Source organism: Nostoc sp. (assembly GCF_036917675.1).
GTDB lineage: Bacteria > Cyanobacteriota > Cyanobacteriia > Cyanobacteriales > Nostocaceae > Nostoc.
Window position 1 is genome coordinate 283153 of sequence record NZ_JBALCT010000016.1, and the last position, 22825, is coordinate 305977.

Annotated in this window: 18 protein-coding genes and 1 CRISPR repeat array; of the genes, 13 read left to right on the top strand and 5 right to left on the bottom strand. The window is 41.1% G+C overall.

The window, feature by feature from the left end:
- Nucleotides 1–23 precede the first annotated feature (23 nt).
- Nucleotides 24–797: an adenosylcobinamide-GDP ribazoletransferase gene (gene cobS, locus V7K31_RS06345; RefSeq protein ID WP_335093242.1), complete on the bottom strand. Its 774-nt coding sequence runs from the start codon at nucleotides 795–797 to the stop codon at nucleotides 24–26.
- Between the two features lie 376 nt (nucleotides 798–1173).
- Here cobS and V7K31_RS06350 point away from each other — a divergent pair, with 376 nt between their 5' ends.
- From V7K31_RS06350 to psbM, 5 genes are all read left to right on the top strand, one after another.
- Entirely contained in the window at nucleotides 1174–1626 is a 453-nt protein-coding gene (locus tag V7K31_RS06350) for a hypothetical protein (protein WP_335093243.1), read from the top strand.
- Nucleotides 1627–1876: 250 nt separating this feature from the next.
- Entirely contained in the window at nucleotides 1877–2998 is a 1122-nt protein-coding gene (gene tgt / locus V7K31_RS06355) for a tRNA guanosine(34) transglycosylase Tgt (RefSeq protein ID WP_335093244.1), read from the top strand.
- 149 nt (nucleotides 2999–3147) lie between these two features.
- A complete protein-coding gene (locus tag V7K31_RS06360; RefSeq protein WP_006195022.1) occupies nucleotides 3148–3285 on the top strand; it encodes a photosystem II reaction center protein K in 138 nt (45 codons plus the stop codon).
- 186 nt (nucleotides 3286–3471) lie between these two features.
- Nucleotides 3472–3768 carry a 2Fe-2S iron-sulfur cluster-binding protein gene (locus V7K31_RS06365; RefSeq protein ID WP_335093245.1) on the top strand — a complete coding sequence of 99 codons (297 nt, stop codon included), beginning with the start codon at nucleotides 3472–3474 and terminating at the stop codon, nucleotides 3766–3768.
- A gap of 174 nt (nucleotides 3769–3942) precedes the next feature.
- Complete coding sequence (psbM, locus tag V7K31_RS06370; protein ID WP_084227279.1) at nucleotides 3943–4059, top strand: photosystem II reaction center protein PsbM; 117 nt, start codon at nucleotides 3943–3945, stop codon at nucleotides 4057–4059.
- An 80-nt stretch (nucleotides 4060–4139) separates the two neighbouring features.
- Here psbM and V7K31_RS06375 read toward each other — a convergent pair whose 3' ends face one another.
- Nucleotides 4140–4991, bottom strand: a complete 852-nt coding sequence (locus tag V7K31_RS06375) for a universal stress protein (RefSeq protein WP_335093247.1) — start codon at nucleotides 4989–4991, stop codon at nucleotides 4140–4142.
- A 1148-nt stretch (nucleotides 4992–6139) separates the two neighbouring features.
- Nucleotides 6140–7493: a CRISPR direct-repeat array (repeat unit 37 nt; unit sequence GTTTCCATCAACAAAATCCCCTCACGGGGACTGAAAC).
- Nucleotides 7494–7637: 144 nt separating this feature from the next.
- Here V7K31_RS06375 and V7K31_RS06380 point away from each other — a divergent pair.
- The 5 genes from V7K31_RS06380 (at nucleotide 7638) to rnhA (ending at nucleotide 12806) form a co-directional block, all read left to right on the top strand.
- On the top strand, nucleotides 7638–7922 hold the full coding sequence (locus V7K31_RS06380) for a hypothetical protein (protein WP_335093248.1): 285 nt from the start codon (nucleotides 7638–7640) through the stop codon (nucleotides 7920–7922).
- Between the two features lie 171 nt (nucleotides 7923–8093).
- On the top strand, nucleotides 8094–10307 hold the full coding sequence (locus V7K31_RS06385) for a CHASE2 domain-containing protein (protein ID WP_335093249.1): 2214 nt from the start codon (nucleotides 8094–8096) through the stop codon (nucleotides 10305–10307).
- A gap of 71 nt (nucleotides 10308–10378) precedes the next feature.
- Nucleotides 10379–10552: a hypothetical protein gene (locus tag V7K31_RS06390; protein WP_335093250.1), complete on the top strand. Its 174-nt coding sequence runs from the start codon at nucleotides 10379–10381 to the stop codon at nucleotides 10550–10552.
- Between the two features lie 19 nt (nucleotides 10553–10571).
- Nucleotides 10572–11783: an RNA-guided endonuclease InsQ/TnpB family protein gene (locus V7K31_RS06395; protein ID WP_335093251.1), complete on the top strand. Its 1212-nt coding sequence runs from the start codon at nucleotides 10572–10574 to the stop codon at nucleotides 11781–11783.
- Between the two features lie 114 nt (nucleotides 11784–11897).
- Nucleotides 11898–12806, top strand: a complete 909-nt coding sequence (gene rnhA / locus V7K31_RS06400; RefSeq protein ID WP_335093252.1) for a ribonuclease HI — start codon at nucleotides 11898–11900, stop codon at nucleotides 12804–12806.
- Nucleotides 12807–12880: 74 nt separating this feature from the next.
- On the opposite strand, the gene cruG is transcribed toward rnhA, so the two are convergent.
- Both cruG and cruF read right to left on the bottom strand, forming a co-directional pair.
- Nucleotides 12881–14080: a 2'-O-glycosyltransferase CruG gene (gene cruG, locus V7K31_RS06405; RefSeq protein ID WP_335093253.1), complete on the bottom strand. Its 1200-nt coding sequence runs from the start codon at nucleotides 14078–14080 to the stop codon at nucleotides 12881–12883.
- 228 nt (nucleotides 14081–14308) lie between these two features.
- Nucleotides 14309–15217 carry a gamma-carotene 1'-hydroxylase CruF gene (gene cruF / locus V7K31_RS06410; protein WP_335093254.1) on the bottom strand — a complete coding sequence of 303 codons (909 nt, stop codon included), beginning with the start codon at nucleotides 15215–15217 and terminating at the stop codon, nucleotides 14309–14311.
- A gap of 725 nt (nucleotides 15218–15942) precedes the next feature.
- On the opposite strand from cruF, the gene V7K31_RS06415 reads away from it, so the two are divergent.
- The 3 genes from V7K31_RS06415 (at nucleotide 15943) to V7K31_RS06425 (ending at nucleotide 18777) form a co-directional block, all read left to right on the top strand.
- Complete coding sequence (locus tag V7K31_RS06415; RefSeq protein ID WP_335093256.1) at nucleotides 15943–17028, top strand: polyamine ABC transporter substrate-binding protein; 1086 nt, start codon at nucleotides 15943–15945, stop codon at nucleotides 17026–17028.
- 75 nt (nucleotides 17029–17103) lie between these two features.
- On the top strand, nucleotides 17104–17997 hold the full coding sequence (locus V7K31_RS06420) for an ABC transporter permease (protein ID WP_335093458.1): 894 nt from the start codon (nucleotides 17104–17106) through the stop codon (nucleotides 17995–17997).
- A gap of 54 nt (nucleotides 17998–18051) precedes the next feature.
- Nucleotides 18052–18777: a Uma2 family endonuclease gene (locus tag V7K31_RS06425; RefSeq protein WP_335093257.1), complete on the top strand. Its 726-nt coding sequence runs from the start codon at nucleotides 18052–18054 to the stop codon at nucleotides 18775–18777.
- A gap of 195 nt (nucleotides 18778–18972) precedes the next feature.
- Here V7K31_RS06425 and V7K31_RS06430 read toward each other — a convergent pair whose 3' ends face one another.
- The gene (locus V7K31_RS06430; RefSeq protein WP_335093259.1) at nucleotides 18973–22671 is read right to left on the bottom strand and encodes a hybrid sensor histidine kinase/response regulator; all 3699 of its coding nucleotides are present in this window, start codon (nucleotides 22669–22671) and stop codon (nucleotides 18973–18975) included.
- Between the last annotated feature and the right edge of the window lie 154 nt (nucleotides 22672–22825).

Genomic DNA, 22825 nt, shown 5'->3' on the forward strand with positions numbered 1-22825 from the left:
CTCATCCCCCTCATCTCCACATCTTAAAAGGTGGTCATTACACAGAGAAATAAGGCTTCAGTCCACTCAACGACTGCGCCGTAGGTATCTCCAGTGTGTCCGCCTAATTTGTGGTTGAACCACGCACCAGTTAAAGTGGCGATCGCACTTCCAGCAACGATCATTCCCAGTGCGAGAAATAACTGCTGTTGATCTATCAGCCAAAGTAAACCACTCAAACCAAACAACAATAACAATCCTGGTAACAAATCTTTGTAAGAACGAATGGCTTGTTTGTGAAATGCACCTTTACCAGTTGGTTTCAAGTAAGGGTATCGCGCGATCGCTAGCTGTTGTCCCCAACGTCCCCAGCCACAAGCAGCCATCAGCAATAACCAACGGTTTTCTGGGATATCCGTCAAAGCTGTTATTTTCAGTATCACCAAGGCGATCGCTGCCATTGCCCCAAATGCACCTGTGGCACTATCTGTCATCACTTCCAATCGCCGATCTGGGTCGCCCACTGCCAAACCATCGGCAGTATCCATTGCCCCATCTAAGTGCAGTCCTCCAGTTATGGCAATCCAAACACTTACTACCAAAGCACTTCGAGTTAGCACGGGCATACCAATATAATTCATCCCCGTATCCAGGAACCCTAAAATTCCCCCAATCATCAACCCCACAAGCGAAGCAAGACGTGCTACTCCTCGAAAATCCAATCCGTTAAAATACGGTAGTGGAATAACAGTGTAAAATATAATACTAGCTGCCAGATTTAACAACAGCTTTTTCCACCACTGTTGCTGTTTCGTCATCTGAATTACATTAATATTTGGTTAATTGCTGGATAATAGGCATAATTTCGGTACAACCGACATGAGCAAACTTTAAAGCTTTAAATAAGATTTACTTCTATGAGAAATTCTCCCTGAAAATTTTGTTATGCTGTTCTAAGTAATAGATAAATAGAATTGTGTTAACTTATACAAAAAACAAAGGATTCAGGAAATTAAAATTCCATCAGGGATCAAAATTTGTGTTTTGTATACGTTAACTAAAAACTTACTCCAAATTGTTAGACGATTGCCGCACAAAATTGATATTTTTTTAAATGTGGGAGTAAACAAGCTATTCAATTATGACAGTTTAGCTATGTTGTCACTCTCCGTAGCTCTAAATCGCTATTTTGCTATGAGTCACCATCTACCCGACACCAGGATACCAGCTCCGTGCATTATTAACACGGGCGTCATTGTGAATAAGCTCGACATCCGGCGATTACTGGCAGATTTAGGTCGAGTCCACTACATCTACACCCAAGAAAATAAAGTACTGAGCGAGGGTGAAGGGGATGTGATGGAAGTTTTTGCTAATCCGCAAAGGTCTACTTTAGTGGCTAACCACGCGCTATATCTGAATGTTTATAGTTTTGATTACTTGGAACTAAAACAGTCGCCGCAACAAGAAACCTACTTCGATTTGATGCAAGACGGGGTTTGTCTGCGGTTGATTCCCCGCTCAACCCCTTTACAAGAGCGACGAGAGCGAAACTTCAATGTCAGCGCCATAGAAGCAATGATGGAGCAAGTACTCTCAGCCCGGTGGGATGCAGAAATTGACGATGACTGTTCTGATTCTTTCTAGTATTGCAGTATATACTCGTAAAGTTGGTAACTAAGTTAGTAGTGAGTGCTTAAGTGTTCACTAAAACTCAATTATCAGTTTTGATGTTTGTCCATAATTTAGCCAAATAATATTAATTTTGCCCTAATACCATTTGGTTTTATGGCTGCTAGTTATGGATTTTTCAAACTCTTTACCGATTAGGTTTCACAATCCAAAATCTAAAATCCTTCGGCTGAGGCTCACTACGAAGTCTAAAATCCAAAATGGCATGAGTGCGAATTTTTCCTTTGAATGTCTTGCCTGCTGTAGCCAAACCAAAGCTAGAGCCGGAGTGTTTTTCACGCCTCACGGTGTTGTAGAAACCCCCAGATTTATGCCAGTGGGAACGCTGGCAAATGTCAAAACTATCACACCAGTCCAGCTACGAGATACTGGGGCGCAAATGATCTTATCCAATACTTATCATCTTCACCTACAACCAGGAGAAGCGATCGTGGCTGGAGGTGGTGGGTTGCACAAATTTATGGGGTGGAACGGGCCGATGCTCACAGATTCGGGTGGGTTTCAGGTGTTCAGCTTAAGCGAGATGCGAAAAATTACTGAAGAAGGCGTAACTTTTCGATCGCCCCATGATGGACGAATTATTAATTTGACACCAGAGCTATCCATTCAGATTCAAAATACTTTGGGGGCAGATGTGATTATGGCCTTTGATGAGTGTCCGCCCTACCCAGCGACTCGTCAAGAGGTAGAAACTGCAACTGAGCGCACTTATCGCTGGTTAGAACGCTGCATAACGGCTCATCAACGCAGTGAGCAGGCGTTATTTGGAATAGTGCAAGGGGGCGTGTATTTGGATTTGCGTTGCCGTGCGGCTGAAGCTTTGGCTAAGTTGGATTTGCCCGGATATGCCATTGGTGGGGTGAGTGTCGGAGAACCGCCAGAATTGATGGCTGAGATTGTAAAAGTCACAGCACCGCTTCTACCCCCCGAAAAACCGCGTTACTTAATGGGTGTGGGAACTTTTCGGGAAATGGCGATCGCGATCGCATCCGGTGTAGATTTATTTGATTGCGTAATTCCCACACGCTGGGCCAGACATGGGACGGCAATAGTCGAGGGCGGACGCTGGAATTTAAAAAATGCTAAGTTTCGTGAAGATTTTACGCCGTTAGATGAAACTTGCCCCTGCTACACGTGTCAAAATTTTAGCCGTGCTTATATATCTCATTTAGTGCGATCGCAGGAAATTTTGGCTTATACCTTGTTGAGCATTCACAACATTACCGAACTAATTCGCTTTACGCAGCATATCAGAGAAGCAATATTGAGCGATCGCTTCACCACAGAATTTGGTCACTGGCTCAACGAAGAAAGTGCTGAGTTATGAATAGCGAGTGCTAAGTATAAGAATGCTTGTCTTGTAGTAGGGTCGTAAACAAGCAAAATCTTTATTACTCAGCACTCAGCACTGACCAAACCATGTTAAGATACTTCTCAATTATGAAAGCTGTGTTGGATAGGTGGATTTAAACAAACATGGAAGCAGCACTTTTATTAGCAAAACTGCCTGAAGCTTACCAAATCTTTGATCCCTTGGTGGACGTTCTCCCTGTTATTCCCGTATTCTTCTTGTTGCTTGCTTTCGTTTGGCAAGCAGCCGTGGGATTTAGGTAAGTTAATCTATTTTTCAATTTATAGGACAGGTAGAATACCCGTCCTATTTTTTTTGTGTCGTCAGATTTTATAAAATTAATATTTATTAATATTTTGTGATGAATTAAGATAACAAATAAGATGTGAATTAAGCCATGTCAATATGAAGCCTTGAAAGCCAAGCTTAGAGTCAACGAGGAATCGGTTATGGGTAATATCAAATTCGTTAAAGAGAATAAAGAAGTAGTAGTGGCCGATGGTGCAAATCTCCGGCTCAAGGCAATGCAAAATAACATTGATATATATACATTGATTGGCAAGATGACTAATTGCGGTGGTAATGGTCAATGTGGCACTTGCGTTGTCCAGATAGTCGAAGGACTAGAAAATCTTTCCCCCCGCACAGACGTAGAAAACCGGAAATTTAAGAAAAAGCCGGAAAATTACCGCCTTGCCTGTCAAACCTTAGTGAATGGCTCAGTCAGTGTAGTCACAAAGCCTTAAATTCTCAAATCTGGCATTGCTCCAATTTGTATCCAGTCAGTAGTCAAAATACTTACCAAAATTGAGTTTTTTGATTTTGAATGTTGAATTTTGAATTTTGAATTGGTATAACTTTGTCATCAATAATGCTATCCTAATGTTGTTGACTGGAAATTTAAGAGAGGCTTTCTTGCCATGCAAGTTAATGACCTGGGGTTCATAGCGAGCATTTTGTTCGTACTAGTCCCTGCTGTGTTTTTACTAATTCTGTACATCCAAACTGCTAGCCGCGAAGGTGGAAAAGATAGTTAAGAGTTTGTGTATAAAATAAATAACCCCTGCACCAGTAGTGTAGGGGTTTTTATTTATTAACTGCTAACTCTATTTTGACTTTAAGCGATTGTCCGCGCCAACAATACTGGACAAGTGGCATTGACTCGAACATAGTCAGACAAAGAAGTGCCGATGAGTCGGTCTATATCAACAAAACTCTTAGCAATAGATGGACGACGATCTGGAGAACCAAGCAATAATAAATCTATATTCAATTCCTCTGCCAACCGACAAATTTCTTCACCAGGTTTACCACTGCTGATATAAGAACGAGATTGGATGCCCTGTTTTTCAGCTTCTGCAACTGCGGCTGCTAGAACTGGATTTTTATCTGAGTTAACCTCGGTTATTTCCGATTTTTTACCCCCTAAATCTGTACTAATATTTGCCAAAATTAACTGTCCGCCCTGAATATCTCGCAACAAGAATAGAGCTAATTTTAAGCAATTTTTTGCTGAATCAGAGTTGTCTATTGCCACCATAATACGCTTAATTCTTTTTACATAAATGTCATCCTTTACTAGCAACATGGGGCGAGAAGATAGTTGGAAAACATACTGACTGACTGAGTTCGATAAAATCGATTGCAGCCGCTTCAGTCCGCGTGAACCCATAATAATTAAGTCAGCGTCGATTTCATCAGCTACTTGGCAAACCACATCTTTGGGTTCGCCTTCACGCAAAATTGAAGAAACCTGGCTAGGATCTAAGTTCAAAGTTTGAATGGCATTCGCCAGAATTTTACCACCATTTTCCCATTTAGCTGTCATGGTAGCAGCAGCATTTTGTGCAGGAACAACATGCAAAATTGTAACTTTTGCAGATTGAATTGAAGGGATTTCTTTCAGGGTTTTGAGCATTTCTTCTGCGTGTCCCAATCCCGATACAGCCAGCAAAATTCTTCTGATCATCTTACGTAATATTTGTGAAGTTTACTTTTGTTTTCGCTGTTAGCACTTGGCTTAGGTCGGATTTTTACCGCCTTGCTTGACAACCTAGTTAGTAAGTTGGTACAAATAAACTTTATTTTTTAGTATTTAACACTTAAACAAATGCCAAAATATAAAAAAGTCAACAAATGTTTAAGTTTATTTGCATTTAGTTACTTAAATTCTCAACTAGACTGTGAAATCCGGCTCTTAGGAATAAGAATTAAATAACATATAATTTATGTCCCTGGTTTACCTCACCCTCAATCCCTCTCCGATATATTGGAGAGGGAAGCTAGACAGGATGAAGTTTTGCATTTTATTTAATCCACGTTCCTTAGTACTTGCTTGGTGTTAATTTCTCCAGCATGGGCGTAAGTGCGATCGCCCCGATAATTCTGACTCCATCTATCTAGGCTTATAGGGGCAACCGCTTCGTGAGTTTGAACAGTTCATTAAGTTAGGAATAGATGGCTATTTTACTGACTTTGCTAATTTTGGCTACGTTGCCAAGCAACAAGCGATACATGGTCCGGTGAATCTCAAAGAATTAGAATATGGGAGCTTCCAAAAATCCACTAACCCACAGTAAGGTTTAAACCTCAACTATGGCAAATGACTGAGCGATCGCTCTTGCTCAAAAAACACCTCAAATAACTACCAAGATCGAAAAACTGGTTAAGCCTGAAGAGGATTCGATAGGATTGTATCTACTTGATGGCGGGGTAAGTAGGGAGGCACAATTAAATATAAGATAAAACCTCACCCTCAATCCCTCTCCAAAGCATCCCAGAGGGAAGCCGGAGGCAGGGTGAGGTTTTATATTTAATTTGACCCACTTAGTTAATCAAGGGAACAATTATATCCAGTTCGGAAATTACTGGACAAAAGCAAACAATAGTTTTATGATTAGTGTATCAGCTTGATGTTTGGCAAGTCGAAGCGGGGGCTAAAACCCTGGGGGATCTGCCAAAATCGCCAGAACCTTGACAAATCAATAACTACAGCGTTTCATAAATGCGGGAAGTTGCAAATTACTTGCAATAAGGCAGGCTGGAATTGACCAAAATTTCCGATCTGCCAAAACCCTTCCCAGAATGCTTGCTCTGTAACGGTTTCAGTATGGAGCGGTTTCCATCAACAAAATCCCCTCACGGGGACTGAAACTAGGGGTTAACGCCATCGTTTAAACTCATCAGACGGAGTTTCCATCAACAAAATCCCCTCACGGGGACTGAAACGCAAGAAAGAGTTAGAGAATTTCTTGATCAAATGATGTTTCCATCAACAAAATCCCCTCACGGGGACTGAAACATAGAAGCGCAAATTGCACAATGAGAACAAAACAGCAGTTTCCATCAACAAAATCCCCTCACGGGGACTGAAACTCGTATTAATCAATTCTAAAAGTGCTAATTGAGCGGTTTCCATCAACAAAATCCCCTCACGGGGACTGAAACACGACATTAGCGATTGACCAGCACCGGACATCAGCGGTTTCCATCAACAAAATCCCCTCACGGGGACTGAAACTTTAGCGAACGCAGTTCTACTTGCTCCGGCGATTGGGTTTCCATCAACAAAATCCCCTCACGGGGACTGAAACTTCACTCCGAAATCTTTATCAATTTGAAAATGAGACTGTTTCCATCAACAAAATCCCCTCACGGGGACTGAAACTTGAATACTGTAAAATAAATCCTCAATTATTACTTGAGTTTCCATCAACAAAATCCCCTCACGGGGACTGAAACATTACATTAGTTGCAGCTGTTGCTTGGACGTTGGGGTTTCCATCAACAAAATCCCCTCACGGGGACTGAAACTTATATTCTGCCAGTTCCTGCTATTCCAGTTAAGGTTTCCATCAACAAAATCCCCTCACGGGGACTGAAACGAATAGGTAATCTTTGATAGTGGTTACTTTAATCATGTTTCCATCAACAAAATCCCCTCACGGGGACTGAAACAAGGCTTTAGAGAAGGCATCAAGTAAGGCATTACGTTTCCATCAACAAAATCCCCTCACGGGGACTGAAACCCGAGATGGCATCGAAGCAAGTCGAAGTCTTAAAAATGTTTCCATCAACAAAATCCCCTCACGGGGACTGAAACATTAAATTCCCAAGTAATGGGACGAACTTCATACTGTGTTTCCATCAACAAAATCCCCTCACGGGGACTGAAACAATCCAATACTGGGTAAGCAAGCGAAGTTGCTTGTCGTTTCCATCAACAAAATCCCCTCACGGGGACTGAAACTTTGTCTTCAGGCAGAAGACTGAGACTTCTAAGGAGTTTCCATCAACAAAATCCCCTCACGGGGACTGAAACCATCATAGATTTAGGACAGCAAACGATCAGTCTATCTGTTTCCATCAACAAAATCCCCTCACGGGGACTGAAACAATTGAAACTACTATAATTTTCTTCAATTGGCACAGGAGGTTTCCATCAACAAAATCCCCTCACGGGGACTGAAACAGAAAAATATCCTTCTATTTTATTTTAAACGGCACGAGTTTCCATCAACAAAATCCCCTCACGGTTGTGATTATATAATACATCAACTATCATGCAAGCTATTTAAGCTAGTAATAGAGTTGTTTCAATCCGGGGTATGAGAATATGAAGGTTTGGCTTGCCTGCTTTTTGGTGCTGTTTGCCTTGGCGGAACTGTTTGACTGGTTGCAAGAATTTAATCTCCCATTACCTATCTATATTTTGGGTGGGGCTTTTTTAGCTGTTGCTTCTAACTATGATAAAATGTTTGGCTCCTATTTTGCTGATTCAAGCATTGAAGCATCACTCGAAAAACCTCAGTTAGATTCACTAACCCCATCTACTAATCCTATTTCTTTCCCAATTGCCAGTCCTGTTGAAGATGCTCAAATATCTCTTACAGATGATTAGCCGCATGGCGCGTAAGTTTGCTTTTAGAGTAGGAATACAGCAAAGTCTCGAACCAGCGAGTAAATTGCTACATTAATAGAAGCTCAGGTTAATTAGCTTTTAACCTAGAGTCGGAAAATTAACTTTTGCGCCTGCAACATCATACCCAATTCAGGCTAACGTCGCAACGCCGTGATTAGTGGACTATTAGAAAAACTTCGTGTCCCCTTTGTCAAGCTTCAGGATTATCGTAAAACTGACAAGAGCAAAAGCTGGCTGCAAATTATTTTGGTTACTAGTGTAGGAGTCACCGCCTTTATCTGGGGAGTTCGGGAACTCAAATGGTTGCAGCCTTGGGAGTTAAGAGTTTATGATCAGATGTTGCGATCGCGTCCAGCACAAGCACCCGATCGGCGGATTTTGTTAGTAAAAATCACTGACGACGATCTCAAACGAGAGAAATGGACTCTATCAGCTCGTAGAATCAATCAGCTGTTAAACAAAATAGAGTCTTATCAACCGCGAATTGTTGGTTTATATCTTTTCCAACCAGAAGACAACAATTTGGCAGCTAATGTCCAAAATCAAGATAACATCATCAGCACCTGTTTGTTCAGCAGCTTGGGTAGAGATGAAATTCCACCGCCACCTAATTTTCCTATAGATAATGTTGGCTTTAGCGATGTGGTTACTGACAATGAAAACGACCAAATTCTCCGCCGCAGTTTGTTATTTGCTAACTCTACAGACAATAAATGTACAGCATCATTTGCATTTGGTGCCCTAATTGCAATTAATTATCTGGAAAAACAAGGCATTGAATACGAGTTCACTAAGAAAGGAGATTTTCAATTAGGTAAAACCCTGTTCCCGCGTTTACAAACTAATTCTGGTAGTTATCGACATCTGGATGCAGATGGCTATCAAATATTATTAAATTACCGTCACCCCAACAGCCTCGCCGACCAAGTAACCCTCACACAAGTCCTCAGTGGCCAAGTCAACCCGAATTTAGTCAAAGACCGTCTTGTAATTATTGGCACTACAGCAGCTAATCTCCCTCCAGGTGGCTTTTATACGCCCTACAGCGCTTTACCAGATCAACCAGCCAGAATGCCTGCTCTGTTTATTCATGCACAGATAGCAAGTCAACTGATCAGTACAGTGTTGGATGGGCGATCGCTAATTTGGTACTGGCCTGACTGGGCGGAACTTATTTGGGTGTGGGGCTGGTCGCTCTTAGGTAGTATTTTAGCATGGCGGTGGCAAAATCCGTTGCTTTTGCTAGTGGTAGTAGGGACAACTTTACTTGGCTTAGTGGGAATCTGCGTTGCTTTGTTTTTGCAAGCCGGATGGGTGCCGTTAATCCCTTCTGCTCTTGCTTTGGTGATTAGTAGTATCTGTGTAATTGCTTATACTAGCTACCAAAATCAGTGGCAAACTCAGGTGATTATTCTGCAAGTTGAAAAACAACAAGAAGCGATCGCACAATTAAATGTACTCTTAGAAGACAAAACAGCAATTCCCGACTCCTATCTTGATTTTCTTCCCCCAATTGATTTCCCAGAAATAAAATCTGGTGATTTGCTTTTGAGTGGACGCTACAAAATTTCTAAAACTCTCGGTGCAGGTGGATTTGGGCGCACTTATTTAGCACATGATACTCAACGACCGGGCAATCCCATTTGTGTAGTTAAAAAGTTAATGCCAGCCCGTCAAGATACACGATTTTTGCAAGTTGCTCGCAGGTTGTTTAATAGTGAAGCTGAAATTTTAGAATCTTTGGGTAAACATGATCAGATTCCCGAACTACTTGCTTTTTTTGAAGATGACCAAGAATTCTATTTAATTCAACAATATATTGAGGGACATACCCTAAGTGAAGAATTACCACCTGTGCAGAATGTACAAAATGAATCATTTGTGATGGAGATGCTCAAACAGGTTTTAGAAGTTCTAGAATTTATTCACCAGCATCGAGTGATTCATCGTGATATCAAACCGACTAATATTATTAGATGCGCTCAAGATAATCGGCTAGTATTAATTGACTTTGGTGCTGTCAAATTGATGCAACCGCCGAGTAGTGAGCAAACAGAATTAGCCACAGTAGCCATCGGGACGCGGGGTTATGCACCTCCAGAACAATTTGCCGGTCATCCCCGCTTATGCAGTGACATTTACGCTTTAGGAATGATTGGCATTCAAGCCATAACTGGGATACCACCGCAAGAACTCTACCCAGATCCAGAAACGGGTAATGTGATGTGGCGGCAAACAGCGCCAGTCAGCGAAGAATTAGCGGCAATTTTAGATAAAATGGTTTGCTATCATTTTAGCGATCGCTATCAATCAGCCACCGCAGTTTTACAAGATTTAAAACGTATGTGTAGCCCTGGCGATTAGAAATGGTGGCACACAAGTGTTTCCAAATATAGACTTCAATGGTAGGATAATTATATAGTAAAAACAAAGCTATGAAATTATCAAACTATGCCAATTCCATCGGTGTAAGCTATAAAACTGCTTGGAGAATGTGGAAACCTGGAGAGCTTAATGCAAATCAATTGGCTAGCGGGACGGTAATTGTAGAACTTAACAGACCTTGGGACAAAGGTGTTGTGATTTATGCCAGAGTAAGCAGTAGTTGAAGTGTCTGAAAGAGGAATAATGCAGCTAGTTGAAAGACACGTAATTAAGAAAAACCATAAAAACTATCAAGAGATAGACAATTTGTGCTTTCTTTCCAAGAATCTTTACAACGTCGCTAATTATTTAATTAGGCAGTCGCTTTTCAATACAGGAGAATTATTAAACTACAATCAGGTACAGAAAATACTTCAAACTTCAGTTGACTATAAAGCAATACCAGCTAAAGTCAGTCAGCAGATTTTAATGATTCTAGATAAAACCTGGAAAAGTTTTAAAGCAGCATTATTTGCCTATCAGCAGAATCCGTCAAAGTTTTTGGGAAGACCCAAATTACCAAAGTATAAGCACAAGAGTGATGGCAGAAACTTGCTGATGTATACGGTGCAAGCATTATCTAAGCCAGGCTTAAAGTTAGGTGTTATCAAGCCAAGCCAAACTCAAATAGAAATACCGACCAAAGCCAAAAATATTGCTCAACTTAGAATAGTGCCTAAGCTTGATCATTACGTCGTGGAGGTGGTCTACAATCAGGAGATAGATGAGAAACTCTTTGTCAGCAGTAGAATAGCCAGTGTTGATTTAGGACTGAATAATTTAGCGGCTGTAGCTTTCAATCAATCCGGGATTAACCCGTTCTTGATAAATGGCAGACCGATAAAATCTATTAATCAGTTCTTTAACAAAAGGAAAGCTGAATTACAGTCTATCCTAAAAGAACAGACTTCTAAACAACTTCAAAGACTTTGCACAAAGCGTAACCTCAAGGTTGATGATTACCTGCATAAGGCTAGTAGATTCTTGATTAATAAACTAATTGAGTTAGAGATTGGTATAATAGTCATTGGCAAGAATGATGTGTGGAAGCAAGAGATTGCTATTGGAAGTCAGAATAACCAAAACTTTGTACAAGTCCCTCATGCTAGATTTATTCACCAATTAACTTACAAAGCTGAGTTAGTTGGAATGAAAGTAATCGTTAATGAAGAAAGCTACACTTCTAAGTCGAGCTTTCTAGATTTAGACAAGATTCCTAACTACAAGGAAAGTGTCAAACATACCTTTAGTGGCAGAAGAATTAAACGAGGTCTTTATAAATCATCGCTTGGTTTATTGATTAATGCAGATATCAATGGCTCGTTAAATATTCTTAGAAAAGCAATCCCTGAAGCTTTCGCCCAAGGGATAGAGGGGATTGTAGTTTCCCCAGTGAAGGTTAAACTTCCAAACTAGTAATCTGGACATTTGTCTATATTATTAGCAACTATAATAGCCTGGATATTCTTTAAAAAAATTCGCCGCTAATCACTCTTGCCTTAGCGTCCTTTGCGGTTCGATACTTTAACCATGTCCACTCAACCCACAATCCAAAGCATATACACCGATGGTGCTTGCACCGGGAACCCTGGCCCTGGCGGTTGGGGTGTTGTCGTCTACTTCAGCGATGGCTCAATGCACGAAATGGGCGATGCGTCCCCTCACACCACTAATAATAAAATGGAAATGCAAGCGGCGATCGCAGCCTTACAATTCCTGCAAACATCTCAACAAGCTCAACCCATTACCCTTCATACCGATAGCGAATACCTGATTAACTGCGTTACCAAGTGGGTGAAAGGCTGGAAAAAGAAAGGTTGGAAAAAGTCAGATGGTAAACCCGTCCAAAACCAAGACCTTTTAGAAACTCTCGACGAACTCAATACCCAACAGGTAAAATGGCAACACGTTAGGGGACATTCTGGTAACATAGGTAACGAACGTTGTGATGCGATCGCTCGCACCTATGCCACTGGCAAAATCCCTTCCCTACAACAATTATCTCCCACAGATTTTTACAACTCTTTACCTGATTCCAGCCAACTAAATGTAGCAAAAGTAGCTGATTCTGAAAAAAGCTCTCGAATAATTAACCAAACTACACAAGAAGTCAGTACTTCTGCACCAGAAATAACTGTTATGGAACTATCAACTGGGCTAGCTGCGGCTGCAATCGATGAAAAACCCTCAGAAATGAGGGTTTTGCAACTCCGCAGCTTGGTCGAAACTCTGCGTATCGCTGACGAAATTTCTGAAAAAGGCTACTTAATCACCAGTTCTGAGTTAGCAGACTTGATGGATGTCCACGCCAGTGCTGTCACCAGTCGCGGAGATCAATGGCGCTGGCGAAACTGGATAGTGTCACGGGTACGCCGTGAAGGAAATCAAATTCTTTGGGAACTGGAACGCGGGGATCAAATAGGAGGTGAAGAGGAATAACGAGTTAGGAGTTAGGAGCTATGAGTGGGGAGTTAGGAGTTGAAAATTCATAATTCATAACTCATAACTCATAACTAAGCACTATATTTGCGTCCCCGCCACTCGCGCGGGGTGCGGAACGCAGATAAGAAGATTCGCAGCACAGCTAGGGGATCAGCCAAAGGCGAAAGCCAGAATAACCAACTGCCTTTGGTGCTTTTGCGATCGTAGGAAGGTGCGATCGCTATTAGCATAGCAAAGCGAATTACCAGGAGAAATAAATTCAGTCCCAGCAGAAGAAGTAGGGGAGTGGGCGAGTGTGTGAGTGGGGGAGAAATAAACAAAAAAGTCAGGACAATTAAAAGGGGTAGACCTTGAACAGATGTGAGTAGCCATAAATCTCCCCACAACTGCGAACGAGAAGTTGCATCTTTGAGGTCGAGACTCCGCCCCCATTCCTTCCACGTCTCCATCGCCCCTTCATACATCCGAACCTTCAACACCTTTGCGCCATCTAAAAAGCCCACCTTATACCCTTGAGCAGCAATATTTCGTGCCAAAGTGACATCATCACAAAAAGAACTACTTGCACTGCTATAGCCACCCACAGCAGCTAAAACGGAGCGACGACACAAAAAACACTGCCCATTTGCCATCACCCGTTCTGGCTGCTCTGTATTGATCCCGGCTGGGTCAAATCGGTAAAGCAGAGTCATCAGCAAAGCCGGTTGTAGCCAGCACTCCCCAGGATATTTGAGGATGAACTGGGGCGAAAGGGAAACGAGGTCATAGCCTTGTGCTTCGGCCGTCTTCACCAAACCAGCAACCAAACCAGGATGCGGTTGAATATCAGCATCAAGTCCGAGAAACCACTGACTCGCCTCTGAGCTATATAGAAAACCGTTATGTAACGCCCAAGGACGCCCCACCCAACCAGAGGGTAAGGGGTCATCTGTCATCAGGCGAAAGCGCGGATCTTTCTGCTGTATCTCTTTTACCAAGTCGGGGGTGCCATCACCAGATTTGCTGTCTACAACAATTATTTCCCGAACTTCGTAGCTTTGCTGAGTTAAACCAGCTAACAGAGGGCTAATGCGAAGCGCCTCGTTTAATGTGGGGACGACGACACTAACCTTACCCAAAAGCTCCGGTGTCGGCTGTTGCGGTTCTATTGGAGGAAGGCGTCTTGGCCCCTTTAGCAGGCGCGAAAACAGAATCGCCGTTGCTGGTACTTGGATAAGTAGCAACAAAAGGGAGATGGCGCTTTCTACTATCAAAGCGTTGTCATTAGTCATTAGTCATTGGGCATTGGGCATGGGGCAATTCAATTTTGGATTTTGGTGAAGCAGCGCGGGAACAGGGGGTTTCCCCCATGAGTGACTGCACCAACCCGTTCGCGCAGCGTCTCCCCTTGGGAGAAGGGATTGAGGATTTTGGATTAAATTTCAATTCTTTAATCTAAAATCTAAAATCTAAAATCTAAAATTCTTACTCCCCCACTCCCCACTCCCTAATTTTTAAACTTATTTCAAGGCAACTTCAACCTTTGCCACTGATACTTCCTTAGTTGCTGTTTCAACAGCAACTTGAGTGGGTGTAGTTGAACTGCTTAACCACAGCGCCACGGCGGGAGTCACACCTAGCGATAAGCCGAGCAATACAGGGATGGAGAACCCAGAGGCCAAGCTTAGTGCGGCGGCGAAGGCAAAGTTAGTTAAATAAACGATTAAGGGTAGATTGAGTTGCGATCGCTCTAATTTAATCGATGTATTTCTCCACAATAATCCTGCCACACTCATAAACAGGGCGCTAGTGCCAAACCAACCTGCATAGTTCTGGTAAGGTGTCCCAAAGAAAGCTCCTGGTTGTTCCCAATACCAGAACGGCAGAGAAGATTGACTCATAGCTGGTTCAAGGGCAAAATCCCAGCAAGTGAAGAGTAAAGCACCAACGGCTATAGCAGCAATATGGCGTCCCCAACTGGGTTTTTGAGCCACTTTTAAACCAGTTCTAGCAATTAAGTAAGACGACAGCCCAACATAGAACCAAGATAAAGGAATTGTGAAAGGAACTAGCCCACCAATCTTATAGCCCAAGCCACTCAAGTAGCTATAATCACCAAATGGAAAACCTGTGCTAGTTCCCAGTAGTTCACTTCCTAAAGAGATAAACACAGCCGGCAGCATAAATGCTAGCCAAGTTCCCAATCCCAACGTCCGGTAGGCATAAATAGAGACAGCTATTGTCCCCAAGATGATATCAACTACACCACCACCTGCCATACTTAACTGCATGGCAGTTTCTCCAACCTGCGATAAGTTGAAAATTATTTCGGCATTAGGTATGACCAGTAGCATCCCTACCAGTCCAAAGGCTTTTGACACGATATGACCAATGAGGCATACGCGTTCAGCAATAATAAGTTGTCTCATGATAATTCCTTAACAAGATGTGACACGCGCTACTGGGCTGCTAACAGTTTACAAATCTTTAACAACATATTTAACTACTTTGTACCGCAATTTTCTACAAACTTGTTTGGCTTTCTTGGGAACAGCATAACAGCCTATTGATTGAAGCTATAAGAAATATGATGATAAACCTACTAGTTTAAGCCATATAGTCAAAATCTACATAATTTCATCTACAAAAACTTCTGGTTTTTTGTCCCACTGAATCCCAATATGATGAAAAACTCCTTCAATGCAGGGATCTTGTTGAGAGGGGACAACTATCATAGATTAAGCAAGTATTAAAGTAAAATAAAGTCTTTAGTTAAGTAAGTGGGCAAGAATAAATCAAACTATGTTACGCATCTAAAATTAATTAAATTATCTTGTAGTAAGGACTTCAGCCCTTAACCTTCTCCTGACGGTGGCGCTGTGCGTAGCTTTCTTCCCCGTAGGAGTACGGGTAAGGCTCGTAACGCTCGATAGCGTCCCTTACGCGTCTCCCAGAGTTGCATTAGCGACTGTGCGTAGCGTCTGACTCGCTAACGCTGCGGCATCCTCTCACGCCATTTGCTATAACTCTTGGAACCCGCGCAACGCAGTGGCTCTCCTTCTGTACGAGACGCTACGCGAAGGCAGAAGATTATGCTAACTCACTACAAACCTTTAATTATTCACGCTCACTTACTTAATTGACTATTTACTAAATGACTAACAGACGCAAATTTTTAAAAGGGGTGGCAGCACTTTCTAGCTTATCTTTAGCTGGTTGTGGCTGGAGGCTGGCTGAAGTACGTGCTAATTCTAATCCGAATGGTCAACGTGACCAACTTTATATCTTTACCTGGACGCAATATACTGACAAGCAATTACTGAAAACTTTTAGCACCCAAACCGGTATGAAAGTGCTAGCGGATGTGTATGATTCCAATGATGTCATGCTGGCTAAGTTGCAAGCTGGAGGCGGTGGCACTTACAGCATCATCTACCCATCCGACTACATGGTGCAGAAGATGGTAAGCAAAGGATTGTTAACAGAAATAAATCACGATCGCTTAATCGGTTTAGAGAATTTATTCCCCCGGTTTCAGAATCCTAGCTATGACCCCAATAACCGATATAGTATCCCTTTTAACTGGGGGACAACAGGTTTACTTTACAATTCCGAAAAACTCAAAGATGCACCACAAGACTGGGATTACCTTTGGCAAAACCAAAAGGAACTTAGTCAGCAGATGACCTTGCTCAATGATGTTCGAGAAGTGATGGGTGCGACGTTACGGACGCTAGGTTATTCTTACAACTCAAAAAATGAACGAGAAATCCAACAAGCTTATGAAAAGTTGAAGGTGCTAAAACCGGCGATCGCCCGTTTTGACACCGACGCTTGGCAAAATCAAATTCTAGCAGGAGATTTACTATTGGCAATGTGTTATTCAGCAGATGCGGTGAAAATCTCTCAAGAAAACCCTAAACTAAAATATGTGATTCCTCGGAGCGGTTCTTCATTATGGACAGACACTATTGTTATTCCCAAAACAGCCCCCAACCAGGCTGGAGCCTATGCTTGGATTAACATGATTCTGCAACCAGAATTAGCAGCGCAAATCAGTGAACGCCTGAATGTTTCTACCCCTAATAGGGCTGGATTTGAGCAATTGCCAAAAAGAATCCAAAACAACGCTAATTTGTTTCCCTCAGAGTCGGTTTTAGCAAATTGCGAACGTGTTAGTCCTGTGGGAGAATTTGAAGAGGTTTATGATCGTTATTGGACTCAATTAACTAGTAGCTAAAATAGTTAGGGAGCGGGGAGTGGGGAGTAGAGACGCGATTAATCGCGTCTGTAAAGGAGTTTGGAGTTATAAATGATGAATTTTCAAGAAAATGATATTTCTAAAATAGAAGAATCGCATCGTCTGCGAGGAAACTGGCTCCAACCTTTGGTATTACTTGCACCATCTGGAATTTGGTTATTACTTTTGTTGGTGCTGCCAAGTTTGATAATTTTCGAGTTAAGTTTAGTTGCAGACATCCGACCGGGAGATTTGGTTAATCCCAACGGATTCAAAAACTACATCCAAATCTTTGACCCCCTTTACTTGCAAGTAATCGTGCGATCGCTATTTTTTGCGTTTGGCACTACAATAATTTGTTTAATTTTGGGCTTTCCCGTCGCCTATTGGATTGCTCAGATAGCGCCGCAACGTTGGCGGAATTTGCTCCTATTAGCCTTTATATTACCTTTGTGGACTTCCTCGTTACTTCGCTCCTATGCTTGGATTACAATTCTTCGTCCTACTGGTTTATTGAACAGTTTACTCAGCAATTTAGGCTTGCCTACTTTGGAATTACTTAACCAAAGTCAAGCTGTATTTATTGGCATGAGTTACAGCTTGTTACCCTATATGGTTTTGATTTTATATGCTTCTCTCGAAAAGCTAGACAAGCGGTTGCTAGAAGCCGCAGCTGATTTAGGTGCAAATCCGGTGGAAACTTTTTCGCAAGTAACCGTACCGCAAATTTTTCCGGGAATTGCAGCTGCTTCCATGCTTGTATTCATCACAGGCTTGGGGGATTTTGTCGATCCAGAATTACTTGGTGGTGCTTCTAGTATGACGGCGGCGCGGTTAATTTATAATCAGTTTTTGGGAGCAACGCAAAATTGGGGATTTGGTTCAGCTTTGAGTATGACGTTAATTTTGCTTGTTAGTATTGCGATCGCGCTTTTAATTAAGTTTGGCGAACCTGCACCTAAACGCTAAACTTTTTGTCACTCACTTATAATAAAGGCATCAAACGCCAGCGAGACAACGGTTATGCTCTCACCTGATCTCAAAAATGCGTTACCAACTACTGATGAACTTCCCTGTTCGGACGATACACCAGTGGATAACGAAGACCAAAACTTTTTGCCCAACATTTTACTTTTCCTACTCAACTCCATTTGGGCAAATCGCCTGGATTGGTACTTCGGAGTAGATATGGGAGTCTATCACACCACAGGGGTAAATCCTAGAGTACCTGTAGTGCCAGATGCTTTTTTAAGTTTAGGAGTAGAACGGAAAAAGGGAGGTAAATCACGCAAAAGTTACGCGGTTTGGGAAGAAAATGGGATAGTTCCAATATTCACATTAGAAATGGTATCCCACACCCCAGGAGGTGAATACGACGAGAAGCTAGATATATACAGAAAACTCGGTGTATTGTACTACGTAATTTATAACCCTGAGTTTTGGCGACGCGACCAACATCAACCCTTTGAAGTGTATAAGTTGATAGATGGAAACTACCAACTACAAATAGGTGAACCCTATTTGATGCCAGAGGTAGGGTTAGGGATTGGGCGACACCAAGCTGTAATTGCTGGGATACAACAGGAGTTTTTATGTTGGTATGATCAGCAAATAAACCGGTATTTGACAGATGCAGAACAGGCACAACAAGAGCGACAAAGGGCTGAACAAGAACGGCAGAGGGCTGAACAGTTAGCGCAGTATTTACGTTCTCTAGGTGTAGATCCAAATAATCTACCTGGTAATTAAGGCGATCGCATTTCCAAAATTATCAACAAATAATTAATAATTCGTAAGTAAGTGGGTCAAATTAAATATCAAACCTCACCCTGCCTCCGGCTTGCCTCTCCGATACTTTAGAGAGGGATTGAGGGTGAGGTTTGATCTTATATTTAATTACGCCTACCTACTTAATAACACTAGCACATTTTGTAAAGAGCATCTTTACGAATTACTTGTCACCATTAGTAAATGGTTTAAATCATCTGTATTACTGTTCATTAAACCCTTAATTGTAGAAAGCAATTCATGCTCTAAATAAGGCTTGGTTAAATAAGCCTTTGCACCCAATTCTTGAGCAAGCTGGCGATGTTTTTCAGCGCTGCGAGAAGTAAGAATTACTAAAGGTATTTTTGCTAAATTGGGGTATTGACGGAAATTGCTCAACAACTCAAAACCATTCATTCGTGGCATCTCTAAATCAGAGACGACAACTTTAATTTCAGGATGTAACTGCAACTTTTCTAGAGCTTCTATACCATTTTGAGCTTGTATTACTTGATAACCAGCTTTTTGCAGAGTCAGAGAGAGAGTTTGGCGCAGACTAATTGCGTCATCTACTACTAAAACAACTTTTGATGATTTATTATCTGGCTTTTGAGAATAAATGGGTTGGGCTTCTATAGTTGTTGTGGAAGTCGATGCAGTTTTTGGTGATTTATTATCTAGCTCTTGAGAATAACTAGGTTGGGTTTCTATAGTTGTTGTGGAAGTAGATGCAGCAAGTAATGGTGTAGATAAAAAAGTATGTCCTGATATCGGCAAGGCTTTTTTATTTGAGGAAGAAGCTATTGGTAGCGCTCTGATATCAAGTGTTGTTTGTTGGATCTCGCTAGACTTTATCAACAATAAAGCATCAATCACTAAGATGAGATTACCATTGGCTAAACTACTACAACCATAAATATATTTTGGTGGTGCGATCGCATTTCCTAAAGGTCTAATTACTAGTTCTTGTTCACCAATTATTTGGTCAACTTCTAAAGCAAACATTGCCTGATTTCGTCGTAGAAAAAGTACTGGATTTTTCGCTATGCTTGGGTCGTGAGTATTTGATGTGTTGTATGAAGTAGCACTATTAACGAATGAACCATTATAATCAATCAAGTTTGAAAGTTGACGAATACTGACCATAGTCTCATCATTCTCTGTGTTCCAATGCAAGACTTTTTTACCTTCAATTTCTTTAATCTGTTGTTCAGAGGGAATCAATATTTTTTCGATACTGTCCAAAATAAGACCATAAACAACACCTTTGGCTTGAACTAGCATTAATTTTTCTGTAGTCATAGAAAAAGGGATTTTGAGTATGAATATTGTTCCTTGGTTGGGGAAGGATTCAACTGAAATTGAGCCATTGAGTGCGTCCATCTGAGTACGCACAATATCTAAACCCATACCGCGCCCAGAAATTTCGCTCACTTGATTAGCAGTAGAAAATCCAGGCGAAAATATCAAATCTAAAAGTTCAGGATCAGCCAGATTAGAAGCAGAGCTTCTAGTTTTTTCTCCAGTTGCTATAGGATGAAATTCAATAGCTTTTCTACGAATTCTGTCTAAATTCAATCCCTGACCATCATCCCGAACTTCGATAACAGTTTGGCTACCTTGATGATAGGCGGAGATTTCGATTAAACCTTGTTCTGGTTTACCATGCTCTCGGCGAACTTGGGGAGTTTCAATACCGTGGTCAAAAGCATTACGCACTAAGTGTAATAAGGGATCGTAGAGCTTTTCTGCGATCGCTTTATCCACTAGCACCGCAGTACCAGTAAGTTTCAATTCTACAAGTTTGGCATAAACATTCCCCAACTTATTTACCATATGGGGGAAGCGATTCAGGATATTGCCCAAAGGCGACATTCGTGCTTCTACTAAGCTATCTATAATATTAAGAGTTAAATTCTCTTGTTTGTCACTAATTTGAGCAGCTTGCGTCACGAGCAAGTCAAGAGATTCTGTGGTTTCTTGTAGTTGCAGTATCTCTTCTATTGCTTCATGCAATGTCATATGGAATTCTGTATATACATCCATCTCTAAAGAGTCAAAATTCACTGCAAAATCTTGCGTTTGTTGCGAGGTAATATTTTGTATTTGTAATGGTAAATCACGTAATTCATTTAAAGTTGTTTGGTGTCTAGTGAGTTGCTGTTCTAATTGCTCAATTATTTCTTTGACTTGTTCATCTTGCAAACTACGCCGTTTTTGGTAAATCAGCAATTCTCCTGCTAGATAATTGAGGTGTTGCAGTCTCTCTGTATCTACTCGAATAAATGAAGGTTGGCGCAAATTTTTAGTTTGAACATACTGTGATTTATCTTCTATTTCTTTGTTGATTTGTGTAGCTAAATCAGGCATGACTTCAATAGCTGTTTCAGAAACTACCGGCTCACTGACAGTTAATAAATCAGGCTTTTCTGAAGAATCATCAGTTTGGCTCGTCACCACTTCAGCAGCAAAGTTTTCGCTAGCTTCTTCTCCCCATATTGCTTCTAGTAAGTTATCAGTTACTTGAGGAGATACGGATTTAGATATTTCTTTAAAAACTAACAGTGTTTGTAACTTGGGACTATCAAGCCAATTTTTATCTTTGCTAGTAATAGGAGGATGATTTTTATATTCTTCTGCTAATTTATGAATTTGCTTTTGTAATATTTTAATTGCTAAGATGTAGCTATCACATGGTTTAAGAGAATATTGAAACTTTGCAACTGCAAATAGGATAATTAAGATGATCCCACGTCGATAAATACAAAGACTTTCACTATCTCTTTCATCTTGGACAAAATCAAGAAAGTTTTTCAGCCAGTTTTCAATATAATTAAGTAGACTTATTCTTTCTAATGTGGGAACCAGTAAAGTCAAACTGAGTTCTGACTCTGGGATTTCCATCTGGTGATTAAACCAGCCAAAAATGTAACGAATTACTTTTAAATAAAACTTGGCAGTTGTTGGCTTAACAGGTTGGTTTTTATTGTTATCAGATGTAGTGAGAAACTGGTAAAATTGTTCTTCATTGATGATAAATGTGCCAGGAGATGAATTATTTTGTAATTCTCCAGATAACTCATTATTTGCCACTGTCGTGAGTTTTCGCAAACCTGGAGAAGATTCTCCACCAGAAGTGCGATCGCCTTCTAATACTAATTTTTGTGCTTGTTGCAAATCTGCAAGGGCAATTTCTGCAATTTGCTGCACCTGGGTAGGATTTGCTTGCAGCGCTGATATAATTGTTTGGGCAATTTCTCCCAATCCAGGTAAATTTAGAGATTCTGCCAAGCCGAAAAATACTTCAGCTTGAGAGTGTAAAAACTCGATAAATTCATCATTATTTGGTGGATTTTTAACAGCGTCAGCAATAGTGTTTAGACGTTGTTCTACTCCAACTTCAAAAACGGATTGCACAATATCAAATCCCAATTCTTCAGAACTAGGAATATGAGACTCAGCACCAAATGCATCACCCAGTTTTTCTTGCAACTGTGCAAACACTGAAGTTGCTCGATGGAGCAGTTCTTCATCATTAATAGTACTGCCTATTAGCTCGGTATTTAATGCTATGCTCAGACATTCATAAGCTTGTAATAAAAGTGTTTGTAATTCGCCATCAATTACCACTTTTGGATTATATAGAGCCTTAAATACATCTTCTAAAAAATGAGCTATCATTTTAATTACTTCTAGCCCAACATTAGCTGCTCCACCCTTAAGTGTATGAGTAGCCCGCATTAAGTTGTGAACTTTGGCAATGCTATAACCTTCCGATAAGCTAAATAGTTCTTGTTCAATAATTTGGAGTAATTCCGGGGCTTCAGCCAGAAAGTAGATGTATCCTTGTTCGCGAATTTCTTTATCTGTAATCATATTTTAGATTTTGGATTTTAAATTTTGGATTTGTTGGGTAAAGTTTTGATTGATACAACTGTCATTACCAGAATTTCGGTGTTTTCTGACATCAACAGGACTTACGCCAAAAGGTAGTGAAAGCTTTGATTTAGCGTAGTGACAATTCATTAAT

Excerpts from the sequence above, each read along its gene's own strand:
- cobS (WP_335093242.1), bottom strand. The coding sequence starts at position 797 with ATGACGAAACAGCAACAGTGGTGGAAAAAGCTGTTGTTAAATCTGGCA.
- V7K31_RS06350 (WP_335093243.1), top strand. The coding sequence starts at position 1,174 with ATGAGTCACCATCTACCCGACACCAGGATACCAGCTCCGTGCATTATT.
- tgt (WP_335093244.1), top strand. The coding sequence starts at position 1,877 with ATGAGTGCGAATTTTTCCTTTGAATGTCTTGCCTGCTGTAGCCAAACC.
- V7K31_RS06360 (WP_006195022.1), top strand. The coding sequence starts at position 3,148 with ATGGAAGCAGCACTTTTATTAGCAAAACTGCCTGAAGCTTACCAAATC.
- V7K31_RS06365 (WP_335093245.1), top strand. The coding sequence starts at position 3,472 with ATGGGTAATATCAAATTCGTTAAAGAGAATAAAGAAGTAGTAGTGGCC.
- psbM (WP_084227279.1), top strand. The coding sequence starts at position 3,943 with ATGCAAGTTAATGACCTGGGGTTCATAGCGAGCATTTTGTTCGTACTA.
- V7K31_RS06375 (WP_335093247.1), bottom strand. The coding sequence starts at position 4,991 with ATGATCAGAAGAATTTTGCTGGCTGTATCGGGATTGGGACACGCAGAA.
- V7K31_RS06380 (WP_335093248.1), top strand. The coding sequence starts at position 7,638 with ATGAAGGTTTGGCTTGCCTGCTTTTTGGTGCTGTTTGCCTTGGCGGAA.
- V7K31_RS06390 (WP_335093250.1), top strand. The coding sequence starts at position 10,379 with ATGAAATTATCAAACTATGCCAATTCCATCGGTGTAAGCTATAAAACT.
- V7K31_RS06395 (WP_335093251.1), top strand. The coding sequence starts at position 10,572 with ATGCAGCTAGTTGAAAGACACGTAATTAAGAAAAACCATAAAAACTAT.
- rnhA (WP_335093252.1), top strand. The coding sequence starts at position 11,898 with ATGTCCACTCAACCCACAATCCAAAGCATATACACCGATGGTGCTTGC.
- cruG (WP_335093253.1), bottom strand. The coding sequence starts at position 14,080 with ATGACTAATGACAACGCTTTGATAGTAGAAAGCGCCATCTCCCTTTTG.
- cruF (WP_335093254.1), bottom strand. The coding sequence starts at position 15,217 with ATGAGACAACTTATTATTGCTGAACGCGTATGCCTCATTGGTCATATC.
- V7K31_RS06415 (WP_335093256.1), top strand. The coding sequence starts at position 15,943 with ATGACTAACAGACGCAAATTTTTAAAAGGGGTGGCAGCACTTTCTAGC.
- V7K31_RS06420 (WP_335093458.1), top strand. The coding sequence starts at position 17,104 with ATGAATTTTCAAGAAAATGATATTTCTAAAATAGAAGAATCGCATCGT.
- V7K31_RS06425 (WP_335093257.1), top strand. The coding sequence starts at position 18,052 with ATGCTCTCACCTGATCTCAAAAATGCGTTACCAACTACTGATGAACTT.
- V7K31_RS06430 (WP_335093259.1), bottom strand. The coding sequence starts at position 22,671 with ATGATTACAGATAAAGAAATTCGCGAACAAGGATACATCTACTTTCTG.